The sequence below is a fragment of the Parvularcula mediterranea genome (genome assembly GCF_013085255.1).
GTDB classification, from domain to species: Bacteria; Pseudomonadota; Alphaproteobacteria; order Caulobacterales; family Parvularculaceae; genus Parvularcula; species Parvularcula mediterranea.
The window spans coordinates 683,970-706,860 of sequence record NZ_JABFCX010000003.1 but is presented as its reverse complement, the minus strand read 5'-3'; the positions used below and the strand labels follow the sequence as shown (position 1 = coordinate 706,860).

The following is a 22,891-nucleotide window of genomic DNA, read 5'->3' as shown; positions in this document are numbered from 1 at the left end:
ACGTGAGTTTGTCGCCGAAAGCGGAAGCGGTCTTCGGTGCCGCCGAGGCCCTTTCCGACAAGGGTATCGCTGATATGCGCGCTAAAGCATTGGAAGTGCTTGGCGAAGACAAGTCCGTGATCGTTGGCGTGAATGGCAGTTATGCCCGACGAGAGGTTACAAGCGGCTCCGACGTCGATCTTTTCTTTCTTTATACTGATGAAAATGAGCAGAAGGCCACCGAGCTTCAAAATCAATATCGAGAGGCTCTAACGGCTGCGAAATATGAAATGCCGGCGCTGGGTGGTGTTTTCTCAAAACCTTTGTCAGCGCTCAAAATGAGGGAACGCATAGGGGGTTTAGAAGACAGGAATATCGACATCACGCGCCGCATGCTCATGCTGCTGGAGGGCGAGTGGATCTTCAACAAGAAAGCTTTTGAGGAAGCTCGCTGCGAGTTGTTGAAACAGTACATTCCTCCGACTCTGCGTGAGGAGCAGATCTGTCTGTTTCTGCTCAACGACATCATCCGCTATTGGCGAACCATCTGCGTCGATTTCGAATTTAAGACGCAAAAGGACGGGAAAGCGAAAGAGATTCGGCTCATCAAGCTCCGTTTTTCTCGCATGCTGCTTTTCCTCGCGGGTGTTTTGGCCGTTGGTGAGACCTACGAAAAGCCTGTCAATGAAAAGATCGCTGTACTGACGGAACTTTTCGCTCTCCCTCCTGTCGAACGGATCCAGTCTATAGCTGGGGATAGATCGATAGCGGCGTTGGAAATGTATGCCGGTTTTTTGGATGCTCTCAATGACGAAGCTACCCGTACTCAGCTTTCGCAGAAGCTCACCGATGGTGACGAGAGCAGAGCGTTCACGGAGTTACGTCAACGCGCACACGATTTCAGGGATGCGCTTCTCGAACTTCTTAAGAGTCACTTCAGCGACGGGAATCCGACGATAGCGGCCCTGATGCTTTAGTTAGACTTTTCGGGCGTCTTTTCTGGAGGGATACTTCATTGAGCGATGCCGCTCTAGCGAGGTCGCTAGAGTTCGAGTCCTTCTGATAAGGCCAGCGCGCCCTCAACTTCAACGCCAAGGTACCTAACCGTACTATCGATCTTGGCGTGTCCGAGTAGGAGTTGGATCGCCCTCAGGTTGCCGGTCTTCCGATATAGCATCGTTGCCTTGGTCCGCCGAAGCGAATGAGTGGCGTAGGCGGAGCGAGGCAGGCCTATTGCAGCCGCCCAGTCCTGGACAAGCCGAGCGTACTGACGGGTCGTCAGGTGTTCGCCCCTCTTCTTTCGGCTCGGAAAAAGCCAATCCTGCGGACCGAGGTCCTTACGCTCCACCCAGACAATAATTGCCTTTCGGGTCGGCTCGGTGAGTTCGAACTGAACCGGAGATGACGTTTTCGACTGAACGATCATCGCTCGGGAAAGCGGTTCGGTGCCGCGACAAACGTCGGCTACCTTCAGTCTCACCAAGTCGCATCCCCGCAGCTTGCTATCGAGTGCAAGGTTGAAGAGTTCTAGGTCTCGAACCTTGTCCGCCATCGTCAACCGAACGCGAATCTCCCACACTTCCTGCGCCTTCAACGGTGACTTCTGACCGATGAGTTTACCCTTGTTCCAAGGCTGTCGCTCATCAGTGGCGGTTTGTGGCTGATCCATCGGTCTCTCCTAGAGACCGAAGTGCAAAAAGAAGGCCGGGAGCGAAGTGAGTTCGGCGGGGCACAAGGCGGTGACCAAGGTTCTGTTATGTCCGCAAATGCGCCGTTCCCGGCATCTTGGTCATACCTCCATGTCCCACCCGGGAAACCGGCGTGTCTCAGAATCGATCTGTGAGCTGTCGCTTACGCCAGTGCCTTCGGGTTCTCTCGGCTGCCCTTCGGCCAGGTCTTCCAAGTCCGTAAGATCGCGTGCGTCGTCGTTCTTCGGTGCCGTCTTCTGATCCACCGCTGGGCCAGTCTTCGTCCGCTTCATCAGGAGTTGCTCCTCCGCCCTCGGGAGAAACGGCTGTGCACGATCCTCCCGCACCATCAGCGGCACCTCCACCTTCGCCAAGGGGAAGCCTTCTGGCAGTTTGAGGAAGCCCTCGAGGCTCCTGAGGTTCAGGATTTCCTCGGGGATGACGAGATGCTCGGTCTTTTCCTGGCGGGCGACCATGACCCCGTCGCGGATCGTGTTGGCGCCGAAGGAGACGTTTTCGTTGGAATGGGATCGTTCCTGCCGACCCAGAAAGTCCGCATACCATTTCGCTGTATCGGCGTCGGATGCGGCGAGGATGAGCTTCGTTCTGCAGACCGAGGACAGGGATTGGGCACCGTCGATCCCGTAGATCTGGCGGAGCTGGGACTGCGCCTGCAGGCCCAGGACAAAGGCAGCGCCGAATTGCCTGCCGCGGGCGAGGCCGTCCATGATCGAAGGCAGGGATTGGAGCGCCGCCACCTCGTCGAGGATGAACCAGATGCGCCGAAACGGATCGCGCGGGCGGGACATCAGCGCCCTGACCGCCGTGTCCATCCAGACCGTGAGGAGCGGTTTCAGGGTCTCGTGCATATCGGCGCGGGACGAGAGAAAGAGGGTGCTTCCCGCTTCGTCCTCTTCGATCCAGCGGGTCACCGAGAAGGGCTCTCCCCCACTCGGCAACAGCCGCAAACCGTCGAGATAGGTGCTGAGCATCATCCGCACCGAGTTGGTCATCTTGGGGCTGTCCGGCGAGATGATCGGGGCGGCGGGTGTCCCTTCGAAGAAGGCGCCGAGCTCGTCCAAACTCGCCGTGAGAAGCGTTCGGACCAGTTCTTCGTTTGTGGCCTTGCCGTCGCCGACCAGAAGCTGCGCCGCTGTCGAGAAGACCAGCCGCGCGCTGTCCGCCCAGACCGGATCGCCATGCATACCGCGAGGGATCATAGCGGCGGCGATGGCGTCGAATTGGGCCTTGCTTTGAGCTTCTTCGAAGACCGACCAAGCAGGCGAGCGGGCGTCGAGGGGGTTGAGGATGTGATCGGTCCCTTCCCGGTAGAAGGGACCGATGAAGCCGCCCGTGAGGTCAAAGACGATGGCCCGGTCGCCAGCCTCCCTGATCTGTTCGAGGAGCGCGGAAATCGCCTGGGTCTTTCCGGACCCGATGGTCCCGGAGATCGACGTATGCTGGACCTCCGAGCCGAGAGGGTAGGGGATGCCTGCGAGCCTGTAGGTGGGCGCGGAGCGAAGGGCTTTGACCTCCCGTCGCCGGGCTTTGTTGTGGGCGGTGACCTCGGCTTCGAGGGCGCGTGCCGTGGTCATGGACGCGCCGCGTTTGATGTTGGTGCGGGTCAGCGATCCGCCCCGACGGACGAACAACCCGATCAGAAGAAGGAACCCGGCGCCCCCAACAGAGCCGCCGATCATTAGCCACCGGACGGCGGTCTTCCGTAAGCTCCGCTCGTGCTCGGAGACGGCGCTGTTGGTGAGGATGACCGAGAGCGGGAAGGGGCGATGCTCACCCGAGGCGGTGAGCATGTTGAGCTCGGTATGGAGCGGCGCGCGGAGGAGCCGGTAGCCGTGCGCTTCGTACCTTTTCATGGCGTAGTGGCGTTCCTCGGGCGAGGTGTTCGCCATGGTGCCGAGATAGGCGATGACCAACATCAGGCTGATCATCGCGCTGGCCAGGAAGCGGATCACCTGGCCGAACATGCGAAGCGTGTGAAGCGTGACCTGCCCACCGCGCAGGAAGGTCTTGAGAGGGCCATTCGTGTTCTGGGTCATCAGCTGATCCTCCCGTCACGGAGGATCTAGGCTTCCTGCCGGATCCTCGTCTTGACGATCTCGATGGCGTCATCGAGTTCGCCAGAACGGTCAGACCGTCGAAACAGCTGCTCCATCCCGGCCCGGATCACCAGGAGGTCATCGGCAAGCTTTTCGGGGGGCAGGGGGTCCTTGGACAGGGCCAGCTGGACGAGCTTCTTCGCCATCTGGTTGGGGGCGATGCCATGGGCCTTGGCGGCTTCTTCGAGGGCGAAGCAGTCCCTTTTGGGGAGCCGGAACTGGAAGCGGGTGCACTCGGTCATCGGGTCACCGCCTTTCCGAAACGGGCGCGGGAGGGGGAGCGCCGCAAACAACCAAGGGGATAGTGTCTGCAATGCCAGCGCGGATCGGAGACACTCCGTATCCGGCGGAAGCCGCACATACTCTCCGCCAGCGGACCGTCCGGATACAGTGCGCCGAAACGGCTCGGTTTGCCGGACTTGGCCTCAACCCCAGGCCCAGACTGGCTTTGCCGCCCCCAGGCACCCTGTGCGTTGTGTGTGATCAGGCCAGGGCGGCCCCCTGGCCGCTCTCCGCCCCGATGCCCGATTGTCTTTCCGGGCCTCGGGATCCCCGCACGGAGGGAACGGCTGCACCCTCTCATAGAACCCAGCAATGAGTCGTTCTGTAGCCCGCGAAGGCCATCGGCTCCCTGTCTAGGTTGGTGTTCAAGCCACCTGAAGGACCGGACCATGCCCCGTACCAAAGACCCCGTCGCCGAACTTGCAGCCCACCGGAAGAAGGAGGCTGCGTTCAAAGACAAAGCCAAGCTGTTAGAGGAACAAGCCGCCGCCCATCTCGGCCGTAAACTGATGGACCGGGAGCTCCATCTTGTAGAGCGTAAGCTGATCGACGACGTCCTCGACCGTGTTTCCGATCTCGGAGCCGATGAAGCGCTTCGACGCCTCTCATCTGCAAGAGTGAGTTCGGACGCAGCCAGCACCGCCGTTGGCCTGAACGAAGTCGCGAAGCAGGAAGGGGAAGCGTAGCTCATGCGCTGGCCTCCTCATTCCTCGTTTCCTGCCATTTGGCGAGGGAAAGACCGGTGATGGAGGTCGCGATGACCGTGAGGCTTGTCCGCTTGTCGCCGTCTTCGGTTGCCCAGCGGTTCTGCTGGAGCCGTCCTTCGATGGCGACGAGGTCACCTTTCGAGAGATGTTGTTCGGCAAAGCGCTGGTCAGGACCATCAAAGACGGTGACGAGGATCCAAGTCGCCTCTTTCGAGGCCGACTTGTGGTCGACGATGGCAAGGGAGAAACGCCCTAGGCGCTTGCCGCCATCGTCACCATAGGAGGTGCAGGTGGGTTCACCGCCAAGGCGGCCAATCAGGTGAATGGAATTCATGGGTGTGATCTCCGAGGAGGAGATCGGTCACTGGTCAAAAGCGTTGGCAGGTTAGCCTAAAACGTAAAGGGCCGCAAACACGGCTCGGCTGCCGTCTGCTGTCGGGACGTGAGAACTGCCCGGACCTAGGTCCACGCGGGGCTCACGGTGCTTGGCGACCCAAAACGTCGATAACCGCACAGTCCGGCGTATCGCCAAGGGCACATGCATCGGCTGCTTTGGCGAGGGTCCTTTCCAATGCTTGCAGATCTTCAATCCGCTTGCGGATACTCGTAAGGTGGCGGACCGCCAAGTCATGGACCTCGTTGCACGACGGGGGACCGTCCTCGAGCCCCAGAAGGGAGCGCACGTCCTCGAGTGGGAACCCGAGTTCTCGGCTTCTTCGAACAAACTGGAGCCTCGTGACATGGTCCATTCCATAACGCCGATGGCCACTGGCCGTACGGCCCGGCTCGGGCATGATGCCGATCTTTTCGTAGTACCGGATGGTTTCGATCTTGACCCCCGCGCGTTCGGCAAGGGCTCCGATCGAAAGGTGATAGACCATTCTGCGTCCTCCTCGAAGACACTTGAATCTGTAGCCACTACAGGTTCTATATTACTCCCCATGGAAACAACAGACTCGGACTCACGGCACTCTCGCGGCAGCGGCGCGGCGGCCTCCGGCGGCATCTTTGCGGGCGTTCTGGCGGCTATCGGGGCTTCCTGCTGTGTCCTGCCGTTGGTGCTCATACAACTGGGTGTTAGCGCGGCTATCGCTGGACGACTGACGGCGCTTGCGGCTTACCAGCCCTGGCTCATGCTCTTGGCCGTCGCGCTTTTGGGTTGGGCGGCATTCCGCGCGTTCCGCGGTGGTCGGCCCCGACGTCGCGTCCTTGTTCTTCTGGCCCTAGGGGTCATCATTGTGGCCGCTGCGTTTGTTCTTCCGGCCTTTGAACGGGACCTTTTGAGATGGGCGCAAAACCTATGACTGACGTCAAGCTCACCTCGACTTTGACCTGTCCGACCTGCGGTCATCAGAGCACCGATGAGATGCCAACCGATGCGTGCCAGTTCTTCTATGATTGCAAAGGGTGCGGGAAGGTTCTGCGCCCCAACAAGGGCGATTGCTGCGTCTACTGCTCTTTCGGCGATACGCCGTGCCCGCCGATTCAAGAAGGACAGTGCTGCGCGTAAAGCAACCTTTTCCGATGGGAGGTTGCTCGGGACGTCGTTTTCGAGACGATCCTCGGAACTCCAGTTTCATTCATCCGATTGTCGAGTGTTGGTACGCTTCGTCAATGGTGCCTTCCGCGGGCGATCGGAAGAAAAGGGGGCTGTCGAGCAATCGTCAACAGCCCCTGCAGGGGCTCAGTACATCCGGGCTTTCAGCGTTCGCCGTCCTTTCCTGGCGCGGGCTTCCAGAGCTTCGAACGCCGCCCGCAACGATGGCCCATCTTCGGCGATGGCCTCGGCTCTTCGCGCCGCTTCGGCATAAACCGTGAGGCTGGCTTTCGCGGTGAAGTGGAGGTCGCGTTCAATCGTGAGATGGAACGGGCCTTTGAGGCTCTGGAGCTCCGAGAGGCTGACATAGCCCATCTCGGGAAAACTCATGCCGAGGTCACAAAGCCCGAAGAGAAGCTCTTCGTCCTCGCTCATCGCGGTGATGAGCCAGGTGCTCGCACCCCATGGGCAGAAGAGCTTGACGAGGGGGAAATGGTCTTGGGTCTCATCGTCGAAGTTAGCTTTGAGCTGCGGGCGGATGCTGTTCGGGATCAGGTCCATGATCGTCTCCTTGGTGAGGGAAAGCGATGCGCCGCATCCGGATGGATACGGCGCAGCTCTCTCAGCCTTCGGGGTTCCAGATGATGGCGAAGACGGACGGATCGTCCTGACCGGCCGCGGGGCCGAGGTTCGCGTAGAGCTTCCGGGGACCAAGCTCGGGCGCTGCGAAAGTCAGGCTCACATAGTCCCGGCCTGAGTTCTTGCCCTTGCGGTTCCAGCCCGCCCCGATCTCGGTGCGTTCGTCGGAGAAGATGCGGAAGTCAGGCTGCTTGTCCGATTCCTTCTCACGGTTGGGGACGAGTTCGATGCCGCAGGCGATGGTGAGAGTCTTGAGCGTGCCCTTATAGGTGCCGCGCTCCTGGTTGTGGGTGACGTAGCCGATGGCTGCCATGGTGTTGGTCCTTGTCATCTGTTCGGCAGGGACCATCCCCGCCGATGAGGACCGAAAAGGCGCACCCGGACCGGCCACCGAACCCGGTAGGGCCGCAACGCTAGTGGAGCACCGGCGGGCCCGGATCATTTGATCGCGTCAGCGATGACCCCGCGAGGAAGAGCTTGTCCGCCCGATCAGGCGAGGTGGGAACCGGCTCGCCGCCCGGATCGGGCGCATGAGAACAAGCTCGGAGAAATGATCCGGGGACGCCGGTTTCGCGTGGCCGGGTCGGGTGTGATAGGTCCGAAGTGAAGAGGTGGGGATGGTCTCCTCGCGAATGTCGGGGATGAGAAGGACACTCCGTCCGCAGCCATGGGCGTCGCCCGCTATTCAACGGTGCCGGTCTCGGGAGGGCTGCGCTCACCATTCCTTTTGTCGGGGAGAAGTTGGCCCCAGTGAGGGAGGGCGCTCCAGCCCATCCATCTTTTCCGACGACGACCCGTGAAGTGGACGAAACGCGAGGGCCTGTCGGGCATACCCCGTGAACTGATCAGTCCGCGTTCCGACTACTGGGAGCCGCACGATACCGCATGTCTAAGCATCGCGGGTGGGACGAAGAACGGACCCTCCGCCCCGCGTCAAAGCCTGAGGCCTCAAGCGGCCTCGTCCACCTTCTCGGCTTCCTGCTTCTCAGCCGCGTCAAGGAACCGGACCGCTTCCGGGAGCCATCCGCTCTGCTTCGCGCGCCGTGCCGCCATGGGAACAAGATCGCCCTTCTTGCCGGTCTCGAGCCCTGCCTCGGTGCTGCCCATCTCCCTGAGCGCTGTGACGATCGCTTTCTTCGGGAGCTTCGCGAAATAGTCAGCATCCAGCGGAAGATGGTCGCGCGGATCGGAGCCAAGGCGCTCCGCAAGGGCTGCACCCGTCTCCCGCGCGATGTCGTTTTTCATGTCGCTCCGCATCTCGCTGAAGTCGAAGCTTCGCGCCAAGGCAATGGCCCGGAGCTGGGACTGACGGGCAGGGGGCAGACTGACGATGTTGGTCAGCGTCACTGCGAAACTCGGCATGACGAAGGCTGCTGCGTCCTCCTCCATCTGGGCGTGGCTATGATCCACCGGCAGGGTGTTCTCAGGCTTAGGGCTGAGGCCATCCAAGCGCAGCATGACCCCGGAAGTGGGGCGGTGGCCGAAGGCGGCATGAAGGAGGCTGGCTGTGAGGACCGCGTCGGCGAGGTCCGGCTGCCTGACCACATCCCGCGCGAGACCCTGTGTCGCCCATTCGGTCAAAAGCCGGTGGACCGAATGCGGGATCGCTGGCTTGTCTTTCGTGTCTCCCTCCGGAGCTTTCACCGCTTTGTGCGGCACAAGGCCCTTGACGATGTCCGGCGTGCCGTCGCGTTTCAGGAAGATCATCACGCCGCCCGTTGCCTTGACCTCATCAGGATAGACCTTCGCTGCTTCCCGGAGTTCGTCCAAGGCCGCTTCTATCTCCTGACAGCGCTCCCATTCTTCGTCGGACATCTCGGAGGCGTCCTCGTCCTCGGTGAGCTTGGCCAACTCTTCCTGCAGGCTGTCCCATCGGGACTGCTCCTCATCGGTGAACGGACGGTCCTCTGGCTGGGCTCTGCCATGGCTCTGGTAAAGCTCGTTATCGGCCTCGATCCCGACCTTGGTCCATGACCAGCCTTCTTCGCGCAAAGAGACGGCGATCTCTTCCAGCCGCCGCAGCGCCATCCGGTCCAGAAGCCCCGCATCGATGAAGAAATCGCCTTCCTCCTTGAAGAGGTCTCGCCTGATCCTGCCTCCGACCTTCTCATAGGCCTCGGCTCCAATGAAGCGCGCGCGTTTATCTGTGGACGGCACTTCGCCTTCGGTCAGAGCGCGCCTGATCGCGTGGGCTCCTGCTGCCGGTCCCAACGCTTGGTAGACGCCAACCTGCCGGGCATGGTCATCGCTCAAGGCAAAGGCCTGGGCTTGGTCCAAACGAAGATCGTCCCGCGCGAAGGCCTCGAAGAGGGGAGGGGCAAGCCGCGCCAGCTTCAGCCGCTTCTCCACGTCGCGGACCTCCAGATGGTAGGTGCCAGCGATCTCTTCGGTGGTCTTGCCCTCGTTCATCAGCTGGTCGAACTGCCTGAACTCCCCCGCCGGGTGGAAGCTCTTGTTAGTGAGCCCCGCGCTCAGCGAGGCTTGCTTCGCCAGTCCTTTGTCGCTGATCCGTACCGGGACGGCCTCTCTCAGCTCGTCGGGAAGCCGGTTTTCATCGGCAAGGCGCTTGAGGGCGAGAAGCCGCCGTCTTCCGTCAAAGACTGCGAGCTGCGTCTTGCCTTTGCGATAGCCGCAGAGCGGCTGCTGCAACCCCTCCTGCAGGATCGTCTCTGCTAAAGCGGCGATGCCGTTATCGGGCTCTGCGCTCGCGCGAGCGTTCTCCTCGGCGATGACGAGGCCTTTGAGTGGATGGGTGGTGAAGGTCATGATGGTTCTCCTGTGATGATCATGAGCGGGGCGCATGCCGGGGAGAGAAACCGCACGGCGGGCATGCGCGCCTAGGGGAGGCGGGGACGCCGTCCGGTATTCGGTCAGTCCTCGGACGGCTCCGGTCGCTGTCGAAGAAGGTCCACAAGATCGGTCTGCGCCCGTGCGGTCTCGTCAAAGAGACCGAGGTCACAGGGCTTCTGCACGTACTGGCCGCGGCGAACCGATCCCGGTGACCCGGCGAGCGCTTCTAGCTTTTGTCTGAGGGTCACCGGAGCAACGCCGGTGATCAGGCGCTGCTCACCGGCTTCGGTTTGGTCCACGGGGGTCCGCGCTGGCTCCGTCACGCTGCCGCCTCCTGCGCCTCGAACGCGCGGACATAGTCGGCAGCTTTCGACGCGGCGCTGGCGGCCTTCAAGATGGCGCGCTTGTCCTCTTTCAGGACCTTGAGCCAGCTGCCGAGATAATCCGTGTGCCTGACGGTGGGGACGATACCGAGGGACGCGCAGAGAAAGGCGCTCGCCATTTCCGCCACAAGCTCCTCGCGGGCATAGTCCTTAGTTCCGAAGGATGTCGTGAGGTTGCGATCAAGCCGCGAGGCGTGCCCTGTCCAGTGGCCAAGCTCATGGAAACAGGTGCGGTAGTAATTGATCTGTTCCCGGAATGCCGGTTGCGGCGGCACTTGGATGAAGTCCTGAGAGGGAACATAGAAGGCGCGGTCGCCGCCGATCCGGAAGTCTGCGCCTGTCGCTGCGATCAAGGCTTCGGCGTGGGGGATTTGCTCCCGCTCGGGGAGCGCTGCGCCTCTCCCTGCCAGTTCATCAGGCAGGCTTTCGCACTGGTCCGCATTGAAGACCGTGTGGCGCTTCAGGAACCAGACTTCGCGGGCGTCCTCGCCTCCGGCTCTCTTCGCTTCGCCTGCGCCCTGATCCTTGGGCGTGAACCGATCGGCATAGACGATGCCTGTCCCGCGCTCGCCCTTGCGAACGCTGCCACCAAGCTCCTGCGCCTGCCGGAAGGTCAGCCAGCTGCCCGTGCCAAAGCCCCGCTCGAAGGCTGCGCCCCATAGAAGGAGGATGTTGATCCCTGAATAGGCGCGGCCTGTCGCCCCGTTTTGCGGAAGGCCACAGGCTTGAGCTCCGTCCACCTTACCCCAAGGCTGAACCCACGGGACCGTACCTGCCTCAAGTCCGGCAACGATCTTGTCCGTGATCTCCTGATAAAGGTCCCGGCTGGGTTTCGCAGCGCGCGCGCTCCCGCGCGCTTTCTTGCGCTTCTTGGAATCCGTCCGGTCACAGCTTTTCTGCAGGTCTGCCTCTTGATGCGCCATATCTCCGCTCCTCTCCGCTCAACATCCTTTCCCCCGAAAGGACGGGGGACCGGATGAGCGCCGGAAACCGGAGGCGAGGAGACGGGCTGCAAGTTGGACAGAAAGAAACGTGCACGAACAGAAACGATTGACCTGTTTCGTAGGAGAGATTGGACAGCCCAAGACGCTTCAGTCCCGAAACAGGTTGCGGCCCGGCCGCCTCCGGTATCCGGATCGAGCGACCCGGGTCCCCGGCCTCGAAGGGAAAGGTCGAACCCAAGTCGCGCGGCACCCCGCGCGTCCAAACCTCGAGCGTCAGCTCGAGTCTGCGCGAAGGATCGTCACCGGCTGGCGGAGACCGGCAAAGCCGGGCTCCGGGCGACAAGGTCGCCTAGAGCCTGGTCGCTCAGCGACGCGCCCATGGATGGAGCAAGAAAGCGGTCCCCAACCACGGCACGCGAGACATAATCAAAGACCCTGAAGCTTTCAAAAAACAATCAGTTCAAAGAGGAAATATGATCATTGCAGGTCACTCGGTGACCCCTAGGAACAAGCAGAAGCCGACCTCTTGTGCCAGGCTATCGCGATAGGGCGAGTATCTTCCGGGCGCCGTTGGCGACAACGATAAAGATCAGAGCACCCGCCAGAAGGTCAGGGATGCCGGAGTTGGTTGCCCAGACCAGAAGGGCGGACACGATCACCAAGGCGTTCACCTTGATGTCGTTGGAGGTGAAGATCCAACTCGCTTCGATATGGGCCTCGCCGCGTCCCGCCCGCCGCAGCACCAGAAGGGTGACGATATTGCCCACGAGCGCCAGTGCGGCGACGCCAACCATGACCGCAACCGTGGGAAGCGTGTCTCCCATGACGAAACGCCGGACAACTTCGATAAGACCGAACAGAGCAAGGCTGAGTTGAAGATAGCCGCTCCAACGCGCCAGGCGCTTCTTGCGCAGCGCCGTTCCCCCGACCGCGAACAGGCTGAGTGCGTAGACGAACGCATCCGCCAACATATCGAGGGAGTCGGCAATAAGCCCCATCGAACTGGCGATTAAACCGGCCGTCAGCTCGCCCATGAAAAACAGTGCATTGATCAGCAACGCGATGAGGAGTGGGCGTTTCTGGTGATCGTCGTTTTCCGATGGCAGAGGGGCATCGGTAGTGGTGCTTCGTTGTTCGACGCGGCCCATGCCAAGGGCGCCCAGGGCTTCGCGGACAGAGTCGGGTTCGCCCCTGTGCCAGACCTCCACCACGCGTTCGGCCAGATCGAACCTCAGCGCTTCGACTTCCTGCAGGTCACCGATGCGCATACGGATAGACTGTTCCTCGGACGGGCAGTCCATACCGGGGACGTGAAACGCAGTCTTCGCGACAGCAGTCACCGACGGTTCATCCTCACGCCTGTTCCGGCAGGGCGCCGGCTTCCATGATGTCGACCTCGGCGGTCACATGATCCACGTGGAAGCGGTCGTGCAGCAGCTTTTTCACGGCCAATCGGACCGATTTGGGGTCTGCGCCGGGCTTGCCATCGACTTCCATTGTCAGCATGGGACGTTCTTCGGTGATGGACCACGCATGAATGTGCCTGACGCCTGCGGCGTCTGGTACGCCGTCGAGGATTGCTCGTTCGATCTTGTCGGCTTCCAGTCCTGCCGGAGCACTCTCCAAAAGGATCGACGCGCTCTCCCCCACCACTTTCCACGCGGCCCGCAGGATAAGGAGTGTTACCAGGACCGAGAGAATAGGATCGGCCATCATCCAGCCCGTCAGCATAATGATGATCGATGCGAGGATTGCCCCGACCGATCCCAAGAGGTCGCCGAGAACGTGGAGGGCGGCTGCCCGGACATTCAGGTTCGAATCTTCACCGCGAGTGAGGATCCAGAAGGCTAATATGTTCACGAGCAGCCCGCCAAGTGCGACCCAGAACATCATGCCGCCGAGCACCTCGACCGGTTCTTGGAAGCGTTTGATGGCTTCGTAGAGGATCCATCCTGCAATGAGGAACAGGGACAATCCATTGACGAATGCTGCAAGAACGGAAAACCGATCATAGCCGTAGCTCCGCTTCCACGATGCCGGTCTTCGGGTCAGCATGACCGCTCCAAGGGCGAGGAGAAGGGAGGCGAAGTCAGTCAGCATGTGGCCGGCATCCGCGATGAGGGCGAGGGACCCCGACACCACCCCGCCGACCACTTCCGCGAGCATGAACCCCCCGGTCAGGGCGGCGGCAATAGCAAGCTTCCGTTCGTTGCCAGCGGCGCTGACGCTGTGATCATGTCCTTGTCCCATGTCCGTCTCCTCAGATCACTTCGGGGCGGATCACCGCCGGGTTGGGGCTTTCGTCGGTCTCGTGGCTGCCGGCCCCCGGAGCGAACCAGCGATGAAGCGCCGGGAGCACCAACAGCGTGAGGGCCGTGGATGGCACAAGCCCTCCGACGACGACGGTGGCCAAGGGGCGCTGAACCTCCGCGCCGACACCCGTTGCAAAGAGAAGCGGTCCGAGGCCTAGGGCGGTCGTGAGAGCCGTCATCAAGACAGGGCGTGCCCGCAACACCGCGCCGTCCACCGCCAGGGCGTCGAGCGGGCGGCCCTCTCTCGCGAAGCGGTCGAGGTAGCTCACCAGGACCATGCCGTTGCCGAGGGCGATCCCGAAGAGCGCTATGAATCCCACCGTGGCAGGAACAGATACCGGCAGCCCGGCGACCCACAGTGCGATCACTCCGCCGACCAGGGCGAGCGGGATGTTGGATAGGATCAGGAGTGCCGGTTTTAGCCGCCCGAAAGTCACGAGCAAGATAAGGAGCACAATGCCGAGCGTGATCGGGATCACCACGGCGAAGCGTTTGTTGGCCTGCTGCTGCAGCTCGAACTGCCCGCCCCAAACGACGCGGTAGCCGGGCGGGAGGTCCAGTCCATCTGCCGTTAGACCTTGTGCCTCCTCGACGAAGGAGCCGATGTCGCGCCCCCGCACATTGGCCTGAACCGTGATGAAGCGTTGCCCGTCCTCGCGCGTGATCTGACGCGGACCCACGACCTGGCGCACGTCCGCCACCGCCTCGAGAGGGACCAGCGCCCCATCAGGCGCCTTGATCACCAGACGCCGGACGGCTTCGGGCGTGTCGCGCCTCGTTTCCGTGTAGCGAACCACGATAGGGAATTGCCGCACGCCCTCGAAGAGCGTGCCCGCCTCCTCGCCGCCGATCGCCGTGCGGACGGTCGAGAGCGCCTGATCGACGGTGATCCCGAAGCGCGAGAGCGCTTGGCGATCGAGATCGATCTGAAGCTGCGGTGCCCCGGTCACCTGGTCCATCTGGACGTCTGATGCTCCTCGGACCTCCTGGAGGATCGTCTGCAGTCGGCCGCCAGCCGCGATCAGTTCGTCCGTATCTGGACCGAAGATCTTGACGGCCAGCTCAGCCTTCGTGCCGGTGAGGAGCTCATCCACCGACATGGCGATCGGTTGACTGACATTGACGAGGATGCCGGGGAAGTCCGACAGCTCCTCGGACAGGGCTGCGCGCAGGTCGTCCGGAGAAAAGCGGGGCCGCCACGCGTTTCTCGGCTTCAGTGCGAGAAAGCTCTCGCCGCTGTTCGTCGGGTCGGCATGGGCGCCGACCTCGCCCCGACCGATCCTGGTGACGATGCGCTCGACCTCTGGGAAGCTATCGAGGATGCGCTGTTCGACCCTCGTCATCGTCGCCTCGGCTTCGGTCAGGGAGATAGATGGCGCCATAGTGGTTCGAAGGAGGATGTCGCCTTCCTCGAGCGTCGGCGTGAACTCCGAACCAAGACGCGGGAACACCAATGCCCCTGCGAGGAGCATCACTCCGGCAAGGCCAAAGGCCGCCGACCGCCGCCTGACAAAAAAGGCAGCGTAAGGACGAATGAAACGGCCGATCCACCCGCCCATTTCGCCAACGCGCTCCTTGCGTGTCCGCATCACCCAGCCGGCGATGGCCGGGGCGATCAGACCGGCGTAGATCAGTGAACCGGTCATGGCGAGCGCCGCCGAAGCCGCCAAAGGACGGAAGGTCTTTCCCTCGACCCCTTCAAGGGCAAACAAGGGAAGGAACACGACGATCACGACGGCAACGGCCGCCAGGAGCGGGCCGAGCACTTCCGTGACGGCCTCCGCGACGGCGCTGCGGCGCTCTTGTTCAGGTCGTTCCCGCATCAAGCGATCGACATTCTCGGCGATGACGATTGCCCCATCGACCATCATGCCAATAGCGATGGCCACGCCGCCAAGCGACATCAGGTTCGCCGAGACCCCGAGAAACTTCATGCCCAGGAAGGCGAAGCCAACTGAGAAGGGGATCGACAGCACCACCACCAAGCTCGGCCGCCAGCCGCCGAGGAAAGCGAAGATCAGGACAGCGACAAGCAGTGCCCCCTGCCAGAGGGCGGTGGTCACCGTGGATGACGCGGCCTTCACGAGCGTCGCCTGGTCGTAATAGGCAACGGCCTGCACACCATCGGGGAGCGTCCTGTTGATCTCGTCGAAACGCTTCTTCGCCCGGCCGATGACATCGGAGGTGTTCGTGCCGTAAAGTTTGAGGACAAGCCCTGCGACAACCTCGCCCTGGCCGTCGGCGATGGCGAGCCCCTGGCGAACCCCGCCGCCGATGTCGATTTCAGCCACGTCCGCTACCCGGACCGGTGTTCCATCGAGCGTCTTGAGAACCGCTGCACCGAGGTCGGCGGTGTTCTCTGCGAGACCTATACCGCGTACGACGTACTGTTCGGAGTCGAGCTCAAGATATTGCGCGCCGGCTGTCCGGTTTCCCGCGTTGAGCGCCGATACCACGTCGGCAACGGTCAGGTCGTAGCGCAGAAGAGCGTCTGGCTGAATGCGAACCTGGTACTGCTTCTCATATCCGCCCAGCGAAAGGACCTCGGTTACGCCGGGTACGGATTGCAATTGATACTTGATCAGCCAGTCCTGGATCTCGCGCATCTCGACCAGGCTGCGCTGACCGCTCTCGTCCACGAGCTGGTAGTAGAGGATGATCCCGAGGCCGGTGCTGATCGGGCCCATCTGCGGCTCGCCAAACCCCTCGGGGATCGCGTTCCGCGCTTCGGCCAGGCGCTCGCCGACGACCTGTCGCGCGAAGTAAACATCCGTTCCGTCCTCGAAGTAGATGTTCAAAACAGAAAGGCCGAAATTGGAGACTGATCGGATTTCCTCGACTTTGGGCAGGCCGGACATGGACGCCTCGAGCGGGTAGGTCACATAGCGCTCGACTTCCTCGGGCGCGAGGCCTTCCGTCTCGGTGAACACCTGAACGAGGGAGGGGGTGACATCCGGGAATGCGTCGACGGGAAGTGTACGGAAGGACCAGATGCCGGCGAGGGTGATTGCGGCGGCGGCCAGAGCCGCGAAGAGCTGACCGCCCGCGATGCCATGGATGATACTCCTCATGACGACGCCCTCGATGCTCGTGCAGACTTGGTGCGGCGTCTAATGGTCATGATCGCCTCCAAAACTGTCCTTTTCGAGCTCCGCTTTCAGCGTGAACGCGCCTTGAGAAACGAAGAGGTCACCCTCGGAAAGGCCGCCTTGAACTTCGATCATGGTGTTGAACGTGCGGCCTATGTCGACGGGGCGCGGGGCGAAGCCCTGATCGGTCGGAACGAAAACCACGTTCTGTCCCTCGACGGTGACCAGCGATGCCGTTGGTACGGCGAGAACCTCTTCTCCATCGCCTGTGACAATGGTTGCCGAAAGAAACTGGCCAGGCCGCAGCTTTTTCTCCTCATTGCCAAGGACGACGCGCGCTGTCGCCGTGCGTGAACCCTCCGTGAGCTGAGGTGTCACAAAGGTAACATCGCTGCTGGCGAGTTCCTCACCAGCATCGTTCCTTATGGAAACGACCTGTCCTTCGCGGACTTTGCCGAGATCTTTCGCGAACACCTGAATATCGACCCAGACCATCGTGTCATCGGCCACCACGAACGCCGCTTGGCCGCCTTCGTCGCCCGCCTGAACGGACTGTCCCAAGGACAGGCTTCGATTGATGACACGCCCCTTGATCGGAGAAACGATCCGGTAACGCCCGGCAGCGCCGTCTGGGCCGTTGATCTGGGCATTGATCTCGTCATGATCGACGCCTGCCGCATGAAGGGCTGTTTCCGCAGCCTCGCGCTGGGCGCGGGCCATAGCGGCGGACTGCTGGGCGGCAGCAAATTCTGCTACTGAGGTGACGCCTTTTTCGAGGAGGCCACGTTCGCGTTCAAATGCTCCTTGTGCGAAACGTTCAGCGGCTAGGGCGCTTCGATACGCCGAAACGAGATTCGCCAGCCGGCCGCTATCGAGGATAGCGAGAAGCTCTCCTGGCTCCACGCTGTCTCCCTCGGTCGCTTCCAGTGAGCGGACTACGCCGCCGACACGAGGAACGATGGTGGCAATCCGGTCTGCGGCAAAAGAGACCTCTGCTGGCAGTTCCGTTACCTCGTCCATAGATGTTCGCATGGCCCGCGAAACCACGATGCCTGCAGCCTGTGCAGCCGCGGCACCAATCTCAATCTCGTCGACCGGCTCGTTGCCTTGATGAGCGTGGTCATTTTCGACGGGGCTAGCGGCTTCTTCCTGCGGACCGCAGGCCACGAGAATGCCGAGGGCGCCCAGGGCACAGAAAATCCTCAGGTCGGTCATCGTCTGTCCTCCGCACAATAGCTTGTCGAGAAGGGCGGAAGGGCGGCCAGCGCCTTCAACTCGGTTTCCGCGATTCGCGTGGCCAAGGCGGAGCTGACGGCTGAGCGCTGTGCGGCCAGGAACGCGGATTGAGCATCAAGGGCAGTCGTCAGGTCGAATTTCCCGGCTTCGTAGCCAATCCTTGCTGCTTCCGCGGCCGCGCGCGCTGCGGGCAAGGCGTCTTCAACCAGAACGGCGCGGCGCTGATCGAGGATCCGTGCGGTGCTGGACGCTCGCGCTGCTGCCGCAACCAGCCGGGCACGAACGATATCGGCCTCATAGGCCGCTCCCTTGTTCCGCGCGGAAGCGGCTCGAACGCGACCCTGGCTGCGATCGAACAGAGGCAGTGGCAGGCTGATGCCAGCAACAAGTGCTTCACTGGCATCGGCCTCGAAACGCCTCACGCCTAAGGTGGTGGTCACGTCGGGAAAGGCTTGCGCACGGGCCGCTCGGCGTTCCGCCAGCGTAGCGTCACGTCCCGCTTCCGCGCGTCGATGCTCAGGGTGCGTCTCGATCCGCTCCGCTAGAGTGGCAGGCGCCGGAAGATCGATCGCGCCCATCAGGTCGTCACCGGCGATCCTGACTGGTTCCATACCGCCCCAAAGAGACGAAAGGGTGAAGCGCAGGCGTTCCGTTTCTGCTTCCGCGGCGCGCGCCTGGGCGAGGGCTTCGGCGGTCGCGGCGCGGGCGCGGTCCAAGGCGGTTCGAGGCGATTTCCCGGCCTCGACCCTGGCTGCCACAGCGCCCGTCAGCTGCTGGGACAGAACAGCAGCCTCCGAGGCCAGCCTGGCCGCCTGTTCGCTTGCCGCCAGTTCGAAGAAAAGTTGGGCTGCATCCTGCTGGAGGAGGCGCAGGACGACATCGCGATCGGCCTCGGCAAGCTCAGTCCGTGCCAACGCTGCCAGTCGCTCAAGGCGACGTTTGTTCCCCAGACGGAAGGTTTGTCCGATGGAGAGAGTGGTTTCGGCGGCATCGAAGCCAGCCAAGGGACTGCCTCCTTCAAACCGGCCGCCTCCGAAGTCTTCGACCTCGAAGGACAAGACTGGATTGCTCCAGAGACCAGCCTGCCGAGCTTCGTGGCTGCGGGCCACGGCTTCAAACGCCATCGCCCGCACCTCGGGAGAGACATTTTTGACGAGGCCCATGACCATATCGAGGGTGTAGGCAGGGTAACGACCGATTTCCTGCGGGGCCGTACGTTCGAGGGGTGCGCATGATGTTTGCGCGGCAGCCGGAAGCGCTGCACCCAATGCGAAAGCCGCAAGAGCGGCTCCGCCTATGTAAGAGACACTCATGATTGTTCCTTCGCGTAACTGACCGTGGATCGCGCGCGTGGCGCGTCGTCGGGTCAGTCGCGAGGAGGTCGGAACAAGCCGTCTTGAAGGTCCAGAACGGGCATTTGCCAGCGAGAGGGCCTCACGAGTAACGCTGCGCTCTTAGCATGAGGTGCCGAGACCGCACTGCTCTTCAACGCGTGAGCGTGACAGGGGCCGCAGACCGTGCCGTCCGGATGGTCGTGTTCGGCATTCTCGTCACCGGAAGCTTCGGCTGCGAGTTTGTCGAGGCTTCCGCTCGGCGCGTGCAGCTCATCGCCCGAGTGAGCAAGTGCTTCGAAGGTCGCATGGGTGTTGGATGCGACGCCGCCTGCGAACCAGAGGACCGCGAAGAGAGCGATGAAAAACGCGCGATTTCCGCGAGCCGAGTGCATCAGTTCTACATATGGGCAGATGCGCCAATGTAAAGTTAAGGGAGAACCCTTCGCCAAGAGACCGACTTCTTGGCGCTTCGCGGAAACCGGAGAGAAATGACAATGATCGGCTGGCAGGGGGACGCTTTTTTTGGCGGCGGCTGGTTCGCTTTTCGGGGTATGGCCGCGGACAACAAGCCCCATGCCCATGCCGCCATCCAATTGGTGGCCGCGTCGAAGCATGAGGTGGTAATGGAGGCTCCCGACGGGCGTACCATTGCTGGTCAGGGGTGGCTGATACCGCCGGGTCTGCGGCATCGTCTTCTGCCTTCGGGACAGCTCACCTTGGTCTTGGTCGAGCCCGACCATTCCGCTGCGGTAATGCTGCTGGACGGTGTTGACCGATCGGCTATCGAGCCACTGAGCAATGACCTCATCGCCTGCCTGACGAGGCCCTGTGAGCTCGCGAGCCTCTTTGACGGCCTGTTCTCCGATGAGGGTAAAGACAACCTTGACGCGCGCCTGTCGACGGCTCTCTCTCTTCTCGACCACAATCCAGGAGGTCTGGAAGTCATATCCGCAGCTGTCGGGCTGTCCGAGGTGAGGTTGAGATCGCTTGCGCGTCAAGAACTCGGATCCCCCATATCAAAGATTGGTATGCTGAAGAAGGTCGTAAAGGCAGCCGAAGCCATCGCTGGCGGCGCTTCGCTATCGGAAGCCGCGATCGATGCCGGTTTTTCTGACCAGGCGCATCTGACGCGAGCGTTCAAACAAGTCATCGGACTCACTCCTGGGGAGGCGGCGAAGCCGCTGCGCCCTGATCAGGAGCGGTAAGGATGACGGGACGGCCCACTTGAAGCCGTTCAAAGCGGGCACCCATGAGCGCCTCGAACGTGCCGAGCGCTTCATCGCTCGTGTCATGGCCACCAAGGGCCGCCATCTTCAGACGTGCTGAAAGACGATCAGCCTGCTGCAGGAAGTCTTGACGATCGATCGGCGCGAGAGAGCCTCTGCCTGACGCAAGGCGCCTCTGAACGTCGATACCCATCATCCTGAGACGCCCCTCAGGTACCGGAAAGTGGAGATCGCCGACGACACCGTAAAGAGGTTCATCGAAGACTTCGTCGATCAGCGTCAGGAGCTTGGGGACGGTCTGATGTCCGCAGCCAACGATCGTCACGAGACCCCGCCCCTCGACGTTGATCACGAGCGCCTGTTCCTCGACGGGCCCAATGAAGAGCTGTCTGGCGATCGGTCCCGTGCTCGCAATCCCGGGTGCCAGTTTGCGAGGACCACTGACCAGGTCGACGCTAGCGGTGGGGTGGGAAAGCTCGGTAGGAACCCATGCGGTGACACCGGTTAGGTCCTGTTGCACCTTTCCGAAGGAGAAGGAACCAGCGTCCGCCCATCTCTTACCTCCCACGTGATCGCGGTGCCGGTGGCTGATGAAGATGGCATCGATCTCTGACGGCTCTACACCCAAAGACCGCATGTTGGCTTCGAGGGGAGAGGGGCTTCCGCCTTCTGCGTTAAGTCCGAAGTCGTAGAGAATGGTCGTGTCATCCGCTTTGATCAGGAGAGAGACGCCGGCTTCGGTCATCAGTTCGTCGTCGTCTGTCAGCCAGCCAACCAAGGGCAGGATTTCCAAGCTTTCAACCGAACCAAAGTCCCGTACGCTTTCTAACGAACGGTTCTGCCAGTCGTTCTCGATGACTTCAGACTGTTGGCGGTGGTTCCACTCTGTGTACGTAGCGAAAGCAACAAGAGCGACCAACGCCAAAAAAGGGAGGCGTCCAAGCACGTCGAGCGTCACGCTGTACCGCCCCAGATCGGACTTGAGGTCGTCCGGGATCGCCATGGGCTTCAACGGGTGTACGTTGGCTCCGCCGGTGTTCCCCTTGGGAACCCAACCGAAGGCATAGCCGGGGAACACCGCCATCATTCGGCTGAGCTGGCCACGTATCTCGCGTCCGTCCCTCCGCTTGAGGGCAACACGGAGCATCCACCAATGAGACGACAGGTGTGTGAGGAGCCATCGTTGGCCGAGAATGTGTGCCCGCTCGAAATGATGGAATGACCGATCGAGATCACCGCTGCCGAACGCGGCTCGACCTGCAGCCATCTCCCGCCTGAAGGCGTCTTTCTTGAACTTACGCATGGGTCGTCCTCCGAAGAGCCCAATGCACCATGGTCGTCGCTCACTGTCTTGAACGAAACGATCATGACGACCGGCTTGTCTCATACCTTGGTAGGGTATAGGCAGAGCGTCTTTCTGGAGGTCCAACCTTGGCGTATCTCAAAACCTTTTCGGCCGTCGCTCTTTGCGTGACCCTGATTCTGTCCGGCCAAGCCCTGGCGCATGTCACGGTCGAGGAATCCAGCATCGAAGACGGTGCGAGCCTCAGCGAAGCCCCGTCCGGTTTTTCGTTTTCGTTCGGTGGCGATGTCCGTCTGGTCGGGCTGACGATCTCAGGAGTCGGTCTCGATGATGAAGATCTCGCGTTCTCGCCTGACGGCGGTTTCGCAGCCGACTACGAGGCTGACCTCCCCGATCTCGAGCCTGGTTCTTACGTGATCGAGTGGCGCGCCATGGCGAAGGACGGCCATGTGATGCTGGGCAGGATCAGCTTCGAACTCGAGGGCTGAAGGTGGCGCTCTGCGCGCTCCTTGTTCTGACAAAAACCTCGCTCTACGGCACAATCCTCCTGGCGGCGGGCATCGCTCTGCACCGCCAGCTCGGCATCGCGCACAACACGAAGCCCTTGGTGCCGCTCGGCGTGATGGTCCTGACCGCCGTGCTGCTGCGGTTCGTGCTGATGACTGTTCAGCTCAGTGGTGGGTTGGGCGAGCCTGTCGACTGGTCGATGGCACCGTTCATCTGGCAGGCGGGCCGGGCGCAGATCCTCGTCTTTCTTATTGGAGGGTGCGGGCTCGTCCTGACCCGTTTCTTCTCATTTCCGCAGCTTACCCTAGGCTCCGCAGCAGTCCTCGTCATCGGTTTCGGCCTTGGTGGTCACACGCAAGGGATCGACGATCCGTTCCTCAGTCCTCTGATGGTCATCATTCACGTGGGACTCGCCGCGTTCTGGATTGCCGCGCCATGGACGCTGTTCCCGAGGGCGGGGGCGCCGCCTGGCGATCTGTCTGCGAGGCTCGTTCGGTTCAGTGCGATCGCTGTCTGGGCCGTGCCCGCCGCATTTCTGCTCGGGCTCGGCCTGCTTCTGAGACTTGCGGGTGGCCTCGAAGCGGTCTTCGCGACGGGATATGGCCAGCTTCTATTGCTCAAGCTTTTCCTGGCGGTCGGTGCGCTTGGGCTAGGGGCCTACAACAAGAGGGTCGTCACCGAACGGATCCTTGCCGCCCCCGAAGCGGGGACGAAGCTGCTCCGGCGCGTGTTGGCTTCAGAGGCGGTTCTGTTCGGGCTCGTTCTTGTTGTCGTGTCCCTTGCGACCACGATGACGGGTCCTGATCGGTAGCCTCTGG

Annotated in this window: 24 protein-coding genes; 8 read left to right on the top strand and 16 right to left on the bottom strand. The window is 61.8% G+C overall.

Going from position 1 to position 22,891, the window contains the following annotated elements:
* Positions 1-2 precede the first annotated feature (2 nt).
* Positions 3-956: a nucleotidyltransferase domain-containing protein gene (locus tag HK107_RS12190; protein WP_173200160.1), complete on the top strand. Its 954-nt coding sequence runs from the start codon at positions 3-5 to the stop codon at positions 954-956.
* A 65-nt stretch (positions 957-1,021) separates the two neighbouring features.
* Here HK107_RS12190 and HK107_RS12185 read toward each other — a convergent pair whose 3' ends face one another.
* From HK107_RS12185 to HK107_RS12175, 3 genes are all read right to left on the bottom strand, one after another.
* Positions 1,022-1,648 carry a tyrosine-type recombinase/integrase gene (locus tag HK107_RS12185; protein ID WP_173200158.1) on the bottom strand — a complete coding sequence of 209 codons (627 nt, stop codon included), beginning with the start codon at positions 1,646-1,648 and terminating at the stop codon, positions 1,022-1,024.
* A 120-nt stretch (positions 1,649-1,768) separates the two neighbouring features.
* Positions 1,769-3,724 (bottom strand): type IV secretion system DNA-binding domain-containing protein, encoded by a 1,956-nt coding sequence (locus tag HK107_RS12180; RefSeq protein WP_173200156.1) that lies wholly within the window; start codon positions 3,722-3,724, stop codon positions 1,769-1,771.
* 26 nt (positions 3,725-3,750) lie between these two features.
* Entirely contained in the window at positions 3,751-4,026 is a 276-nt protein-coding gene (locus tag HK107_RS12175; protein WP_173200154.1) for a hypothetical protein, read from the bottom strand.
* Between the two features lie 429 nt (positions 4,027-4,455).
* Here HK107_RS12175 and HK107_RS12170 point away from each other — a divergent pair, with 429 nt between their 5' ends.
* Entirely contained in the window at positions 4,456-4,752 is a 297-nt protein-coding gene (locus tag HK107_RS12170; protein WP_173200152.1) for a DUF6437 family protein, read from the top strand.
* A 1-nt stretch (position 4,753) separates the two neighbouring features.
* Here HK107_RS12170 and HK107_RS12165 read toward each other — a convergent pair whose 3' ends face one another.
* Together HK107_RS12165 and HK107_RS12160 are read right to left on the bottom strand one after the other, a co-directional pair.
* Complete coding sequence (locus tag HK107_RS12165) at positions 4,754-5,107, bottom strand: single-stranded DNA-binding protein (protein ID WP_173200150.1); 354 nt, start codon at positions 5,105-5,107, stop codon at positions 4,754-4,756.
* 142 nt (positions 5,108-5,249) lie between these two features.
* Positions 5,250-5,654 (bottom strand): MerR family transcriptional regulator, encoded by a 405-nt coding sequence (locus HK107_RS12160; RefSeq protein ID WP_173200148.1) that lies wholly within the window; start codon positions 5,652-5,654, stop codon positions 5,250-5,252.
* Between HK107_RS12160 and HK107_RS16120 the strand changes: the two genes are divergently transcribed.
* Positions 5,535-6,077 (top strand): mercuric transporter MerT family protein, encoded by a 543-nt coding sequence (locus tag HK107_RS16120; RefSeq protein ID WP_408636685.1) that lies wholly within the window; start codon positions 5,535-5,537, stop codon positions 6,075-6,077. The two genes, HK107_RS12160 and HK107_RS16120, sit on opposite strands and share 120 nt — an antisense overlap.
* Complete coding sequence (locus tag HK107_RS15875) at positions 6,059-6,283, top strand: GDCCVxC domain-containing (seleno)protein (RefSeq protein ID WP_408636684.1); 225 nt, start codon at positions 6,059-6,061, stop codon at positions 6,281-6,283. The genes HK107_RS16120 and HK107_RS15875 overlap by 19 nt, the downstream gene beginning before the upstream one ends.
* Before the next feature lie 174 nt (positions 6,284-6,457).
* Here the strand turns inward: HK107_RS15875 and HK107_RS12150 are convergent, their stop codons facing one another.
* From HK107_RS12150 to HK107_RS12105, 10 genes are all read right to left on the bottom strand, one after another.
* Positions 6,458-6,871, bottom strand: coding sequence for a DUF2958 domain-containing protein (locus tag HK107_RS12150; protein WP_173200144.1), 414 nt, complete (start codon positions 6,869-6,871; stop codon positions 6,458-6,460).
* Positions 6,872-6,932: 61 nt separating this feature from the next.
* Positions 6,933-7,262, bottom strand: a complete 330-nt coding sequence (locus tag HK107_RS12145; protein ID WP_173200142.1) for a DUF736 domain-containing protein — start codon at positions 7,260-7,262, stop codon at positions 6,933-6,935.
* 635 nt (positions 7,263-7,897) lie between these two features.
* Entirely contained in the window at positions 7,898-9,715 is a 1,818-nt protein-coding gene (locus tag HK107_RS12140; protein ID WP_173200140.1) for a ParB/RepB/Spo0J family partition protein, read from the bottom strand.
* A 104-nt stretch (positions 9,716-9,819) separates the two neighbouring features.
* Positions 9,820-10,062 carry a hypothetical protein gene (locus HK107_RS12135; RefSeq protein WP_173200138.1) on the bottom strand — a complete coding sequence of 81 codons (243 nt, stop codon included), beginning with the start codon at positions 10,060-10,062 and terminating at the stop codon, positions 9,820-9,822.
* Positions 10,059-11,045 (bottom strand): ArdC family protein, encoded by a 987-nt coding sequence (locus tag HK107_RS12130; RefSeq protein WP_173200136.1) that lies wholly within the window; start codon positions 11,043-11,045, stop codon positions 10,059-10,061. Before HK107_RS12130 ends, HK107_RS12135 begins: the two co-directional genes overlap by 4 nt.
* Before the next feature lie 557 nt (positions 11,046-11,602).
* Positions 11,603-12,334, bottom strand: coding sequence for a cation transporter (locus tag HK107_RS12125; protein WP_198912402.1), 732 nt, complete (start codon positions 12,332-12,334; stop codon positions 11,603-11,605).
* Between the two features lie 85 nt (positions 12,335-12,419).
* Positions 12,420-13,316 carry a cation diffusion facilitator family transporter gene (locus HK107_RS12120; protein WP_173200134.1) on the bottom strand — a complete coding sequence of 299 codons (897 nt, stop codon included), beginning with the start codon at positions 13,314-13,316 and terminating at the stop codon, positions 12,420-12,422.
* A 10-nt stretch (positions 13,317-13,326) separates the two neighbouring features.
* Positions 13,327-16,449 carry an efflux RND transporter permease subunit gene (locus tag HK107_RS12115; RefSeq protein ID WP_173200132.1) on the bottom strand — a complete coding sequence of 1,041 codons (3,123 nt, stop codon included), beginning with the start codon at positions 16,447-16,449 and terminating at the stop codon, positions 13,327-13,329.
* 39 nt (positions 16,450-16,488) lie between these two features.
* Positions 16,489-17,682 carry an efflux RND transporter periplasmic adaptor subunit gene (locus HK107_RS12110; protein WP_173200130.1) on the bottom strand — a complete coding sequence of 398 codons (1,194 nt, stop codon included), beginning with the start codon at positions 17,680-17,682 and terminating at the stop codon, positions 16,489-16,491.
* Positions 17,679-19,016 (bottom strand): TolC family protein, encoded by a 1,338-nt coding sequence (locus HK107_RS12105; protein ID WP_173200128.1) that lies wholly within the window; start codon positions 19,014-19,016, stop codon positions 17,679-17,681. Before HK107_RS12105 ends, HK107_RS12110 begins: the two co-directional genes overlap by 4 nt.
* A gap of 215 nt (positions 19,017-19,231) precedes the next feature.
* On the opposite strand from HK107_RS12105, the gene HK107_RS12100 reads away from it, so the two are divergent.
* The gene (locus HK107_RS12100; protein ID WP_173200126.1) at positions 19,232-19,462 is read left to right on the top strand and encodes a hypothetical protein; all 231 of its coding nucleotides are present in this window, start codon (positions 19,232-19,234) and stop codon (positions 19,460-19,462) included.
* A gap of 63 nt (positions 19,463-19,525) precedes the next feature.
* The gene (locus tag HK107_RS12095) at positions 19,526-20,242 is read left to right on the top strand and encodes a helix-turn-helix domain-containing protein (RefSeq protein ID WP_173200124.1); all 717 of its coding nucleotides are present in this window, start codon (positions 19,526-19,528) and stop codon (positions 20,240-20,242) included.
* Here the strand turns inward: HK107_RS12095 and HK107_RS12090 are convergent.
* Positions 20,193-21,566, bottom strand: coding sequence for a DUF3703 domain-containing protein (locus tag HK107_RS12090; RefSeq protein WP_173200122.1), 1,374 nt, complete (start codon positions 21,564-21,566; stop codon positions 20,193-20,195). The two genes, HK107_RS12095 and HK107_RS12090, sit on opposite strands and share 50 nt — an antisense overlap.
* A gap of 167 nt (positions 21,567-21,733) precedes the next feature.
* Between HK107_RS12090 and HK107_RS12085 the strand changes: the two genes are divergently transcribed.
* Positions 21,734-22,054: a copper resistance CopC family protein gene (locus tag HK107_RS12085; protein WP_173200120.1), complete on the top strand. Its 321-nt coding sequence runs from the start codon at positions 21,734-21,736 to the stop codon at positions 22,052-22,054.
* Positions 22,055-22,056: 2 nt separating this feature from the next.
* A complete protein-coding gene (locus HK107_RS16005; RefSeq protein ID WP_173200118.1) occupies positions 22,057-22,884 on the top strand; it encodes a CopD family protein in 828 nt (275 codons plus the stop codon).
* Positions 22,885-22,891: the final 7 nt, after the last annotated feature.

Coding starts and splice junctions, on each gene's coding strand:
- HK107_RS12185 (WP_173200158.1), bottom strand. CDS start 1,648: ATGGATCAGCCACAAACCGCCACTGATGAGCGACAGCCTTGGAACAAG.
- HK107_RS12180 (WP_173200156.1), bottom strand. CDS start 3,724: ATGACCCAGAACACGAATGGCCCTCTCAAGACCTTCCTGCGCGGTGGG.
- HK107_RS12175 (WP_173200154.1), bottom strand. CDS start 4,026: ATGACCGAGTGCACCCGCTTCCAGTTCCGGCTCCCCAAAAGGGACTGC.
- HK107_RS12170 (WP_173200152.1), top strand. CDS start 4,456: ATGCCCCGTACCAAAGACCCCGTCGCCGAACTTGCAGCCCACCGGAAG.
- HK107_RS12165 (WP_173200150.1), bottom strand. CDS start 5,107: ATGAATTCCATTCACCTGATTGGCCGCCTTGGCGGTGAACCCACCTGC.
- HK107_RS16120 (WP_408636685.1), top strand. CDS start 5,535: ATGGCCACTGGCCGTACGGCCCGGCTCGGGCATGATGCCGATCTTTTC.
- HK107_RS12160 (WP_173200148.1), bottom strand. CDS start 5,654: ATGGTCTATCACCTTTCGATCGGAGCCCTTGCCGAACGCGCGGGGGTC.
- HK107_RS15875 (WP_408636684.1), top strand. CDS start 6,059: ATGGGCGCAAAACCTATGACTGACGTCAAGCTCACCTCGACTTTGACC.
- HK107_RS12150 (WP_173200144.1), bottom strand. CDS start 6,871: ATGGACCTGATCCCGAACAGCATCCGCCCGCAGCTCAAAGCTAACTTC.
- HK107_RS12145 (WP_173200142.1), bottom strand. CDS start 7,262: ATGGCAGCCATCGGCTACGTCACCCACAACCAGGAGCGCGGCACCTAT.
- HK107_RS12140 (WP_173200140.1), bottom strand. CDS start 9,715: ATGACCTTCACCACCCATCCACTCAAAGGCCTCGTCATCGCCGAGGAG.
- HK107_RS12130 (WP_173200136.1), bottom strand. CDS start 11,045: ATGGCGCATCAAGAGGCAGACCTGCAGAAAAGCTGTGACCGGACGGAT.
- HK107_RS12125 (WP_198912402.1), bottom strand. CDS start 12,334: ATGCGCATCGGTGACCTGCAGGAAGTCGAAGCGCTGAGGTTCGATCTG.
- HK107_RS12120 (WP_173200134.1), bottom strand. CDS start 13,316: ATGGGACAAGGACATGATCACAGCGTCAGCGCCGCTGGCAACGAACGG.
- HK107_RS12115 (WP_173200132.1), bottom strand. CDS start 16,449: ATGAGGAGTATCATCCATGGCATCGCGGGCGGTCAGCTCTTCGCGGCT.
- HK107_RS12110 (WP_173200130.1), bottom strand. CDS start 17,682: ATGACCGACCTGAGGATTTTCTGTGCCCTGGGCGCCCTCGGCATTCTC.
- HK107_RS12105 (WP_173200128.1), bottom strand. CDS start 19,016: ATGAGTGTCTCTTACATAGGCGGAGCCGCTCTTGCGGCTTTCGCATTG.
- HK107_RS12100 (WP_173200126.1), top strand. CDS start 19,232: ATGGTCGTGTTCGGCATTCTCGTCACCGGAAGCTTCGGCTGCGAGTTT.
- HK107_RS12095 (WP_173200124.1), top strand. CDS start 19,526: ATGACAATGATCGGCTGGCAGGGGGACGCTTTTTTTGGCGGCGGCTGG.
- HK107_RS12090 (WP_173200122.1), bottom strand. CDS start 21,566: ATGCGTAAGTTCAAGAAAGACGCCTTCAGGCGGGAGATGGCTGCAGGT.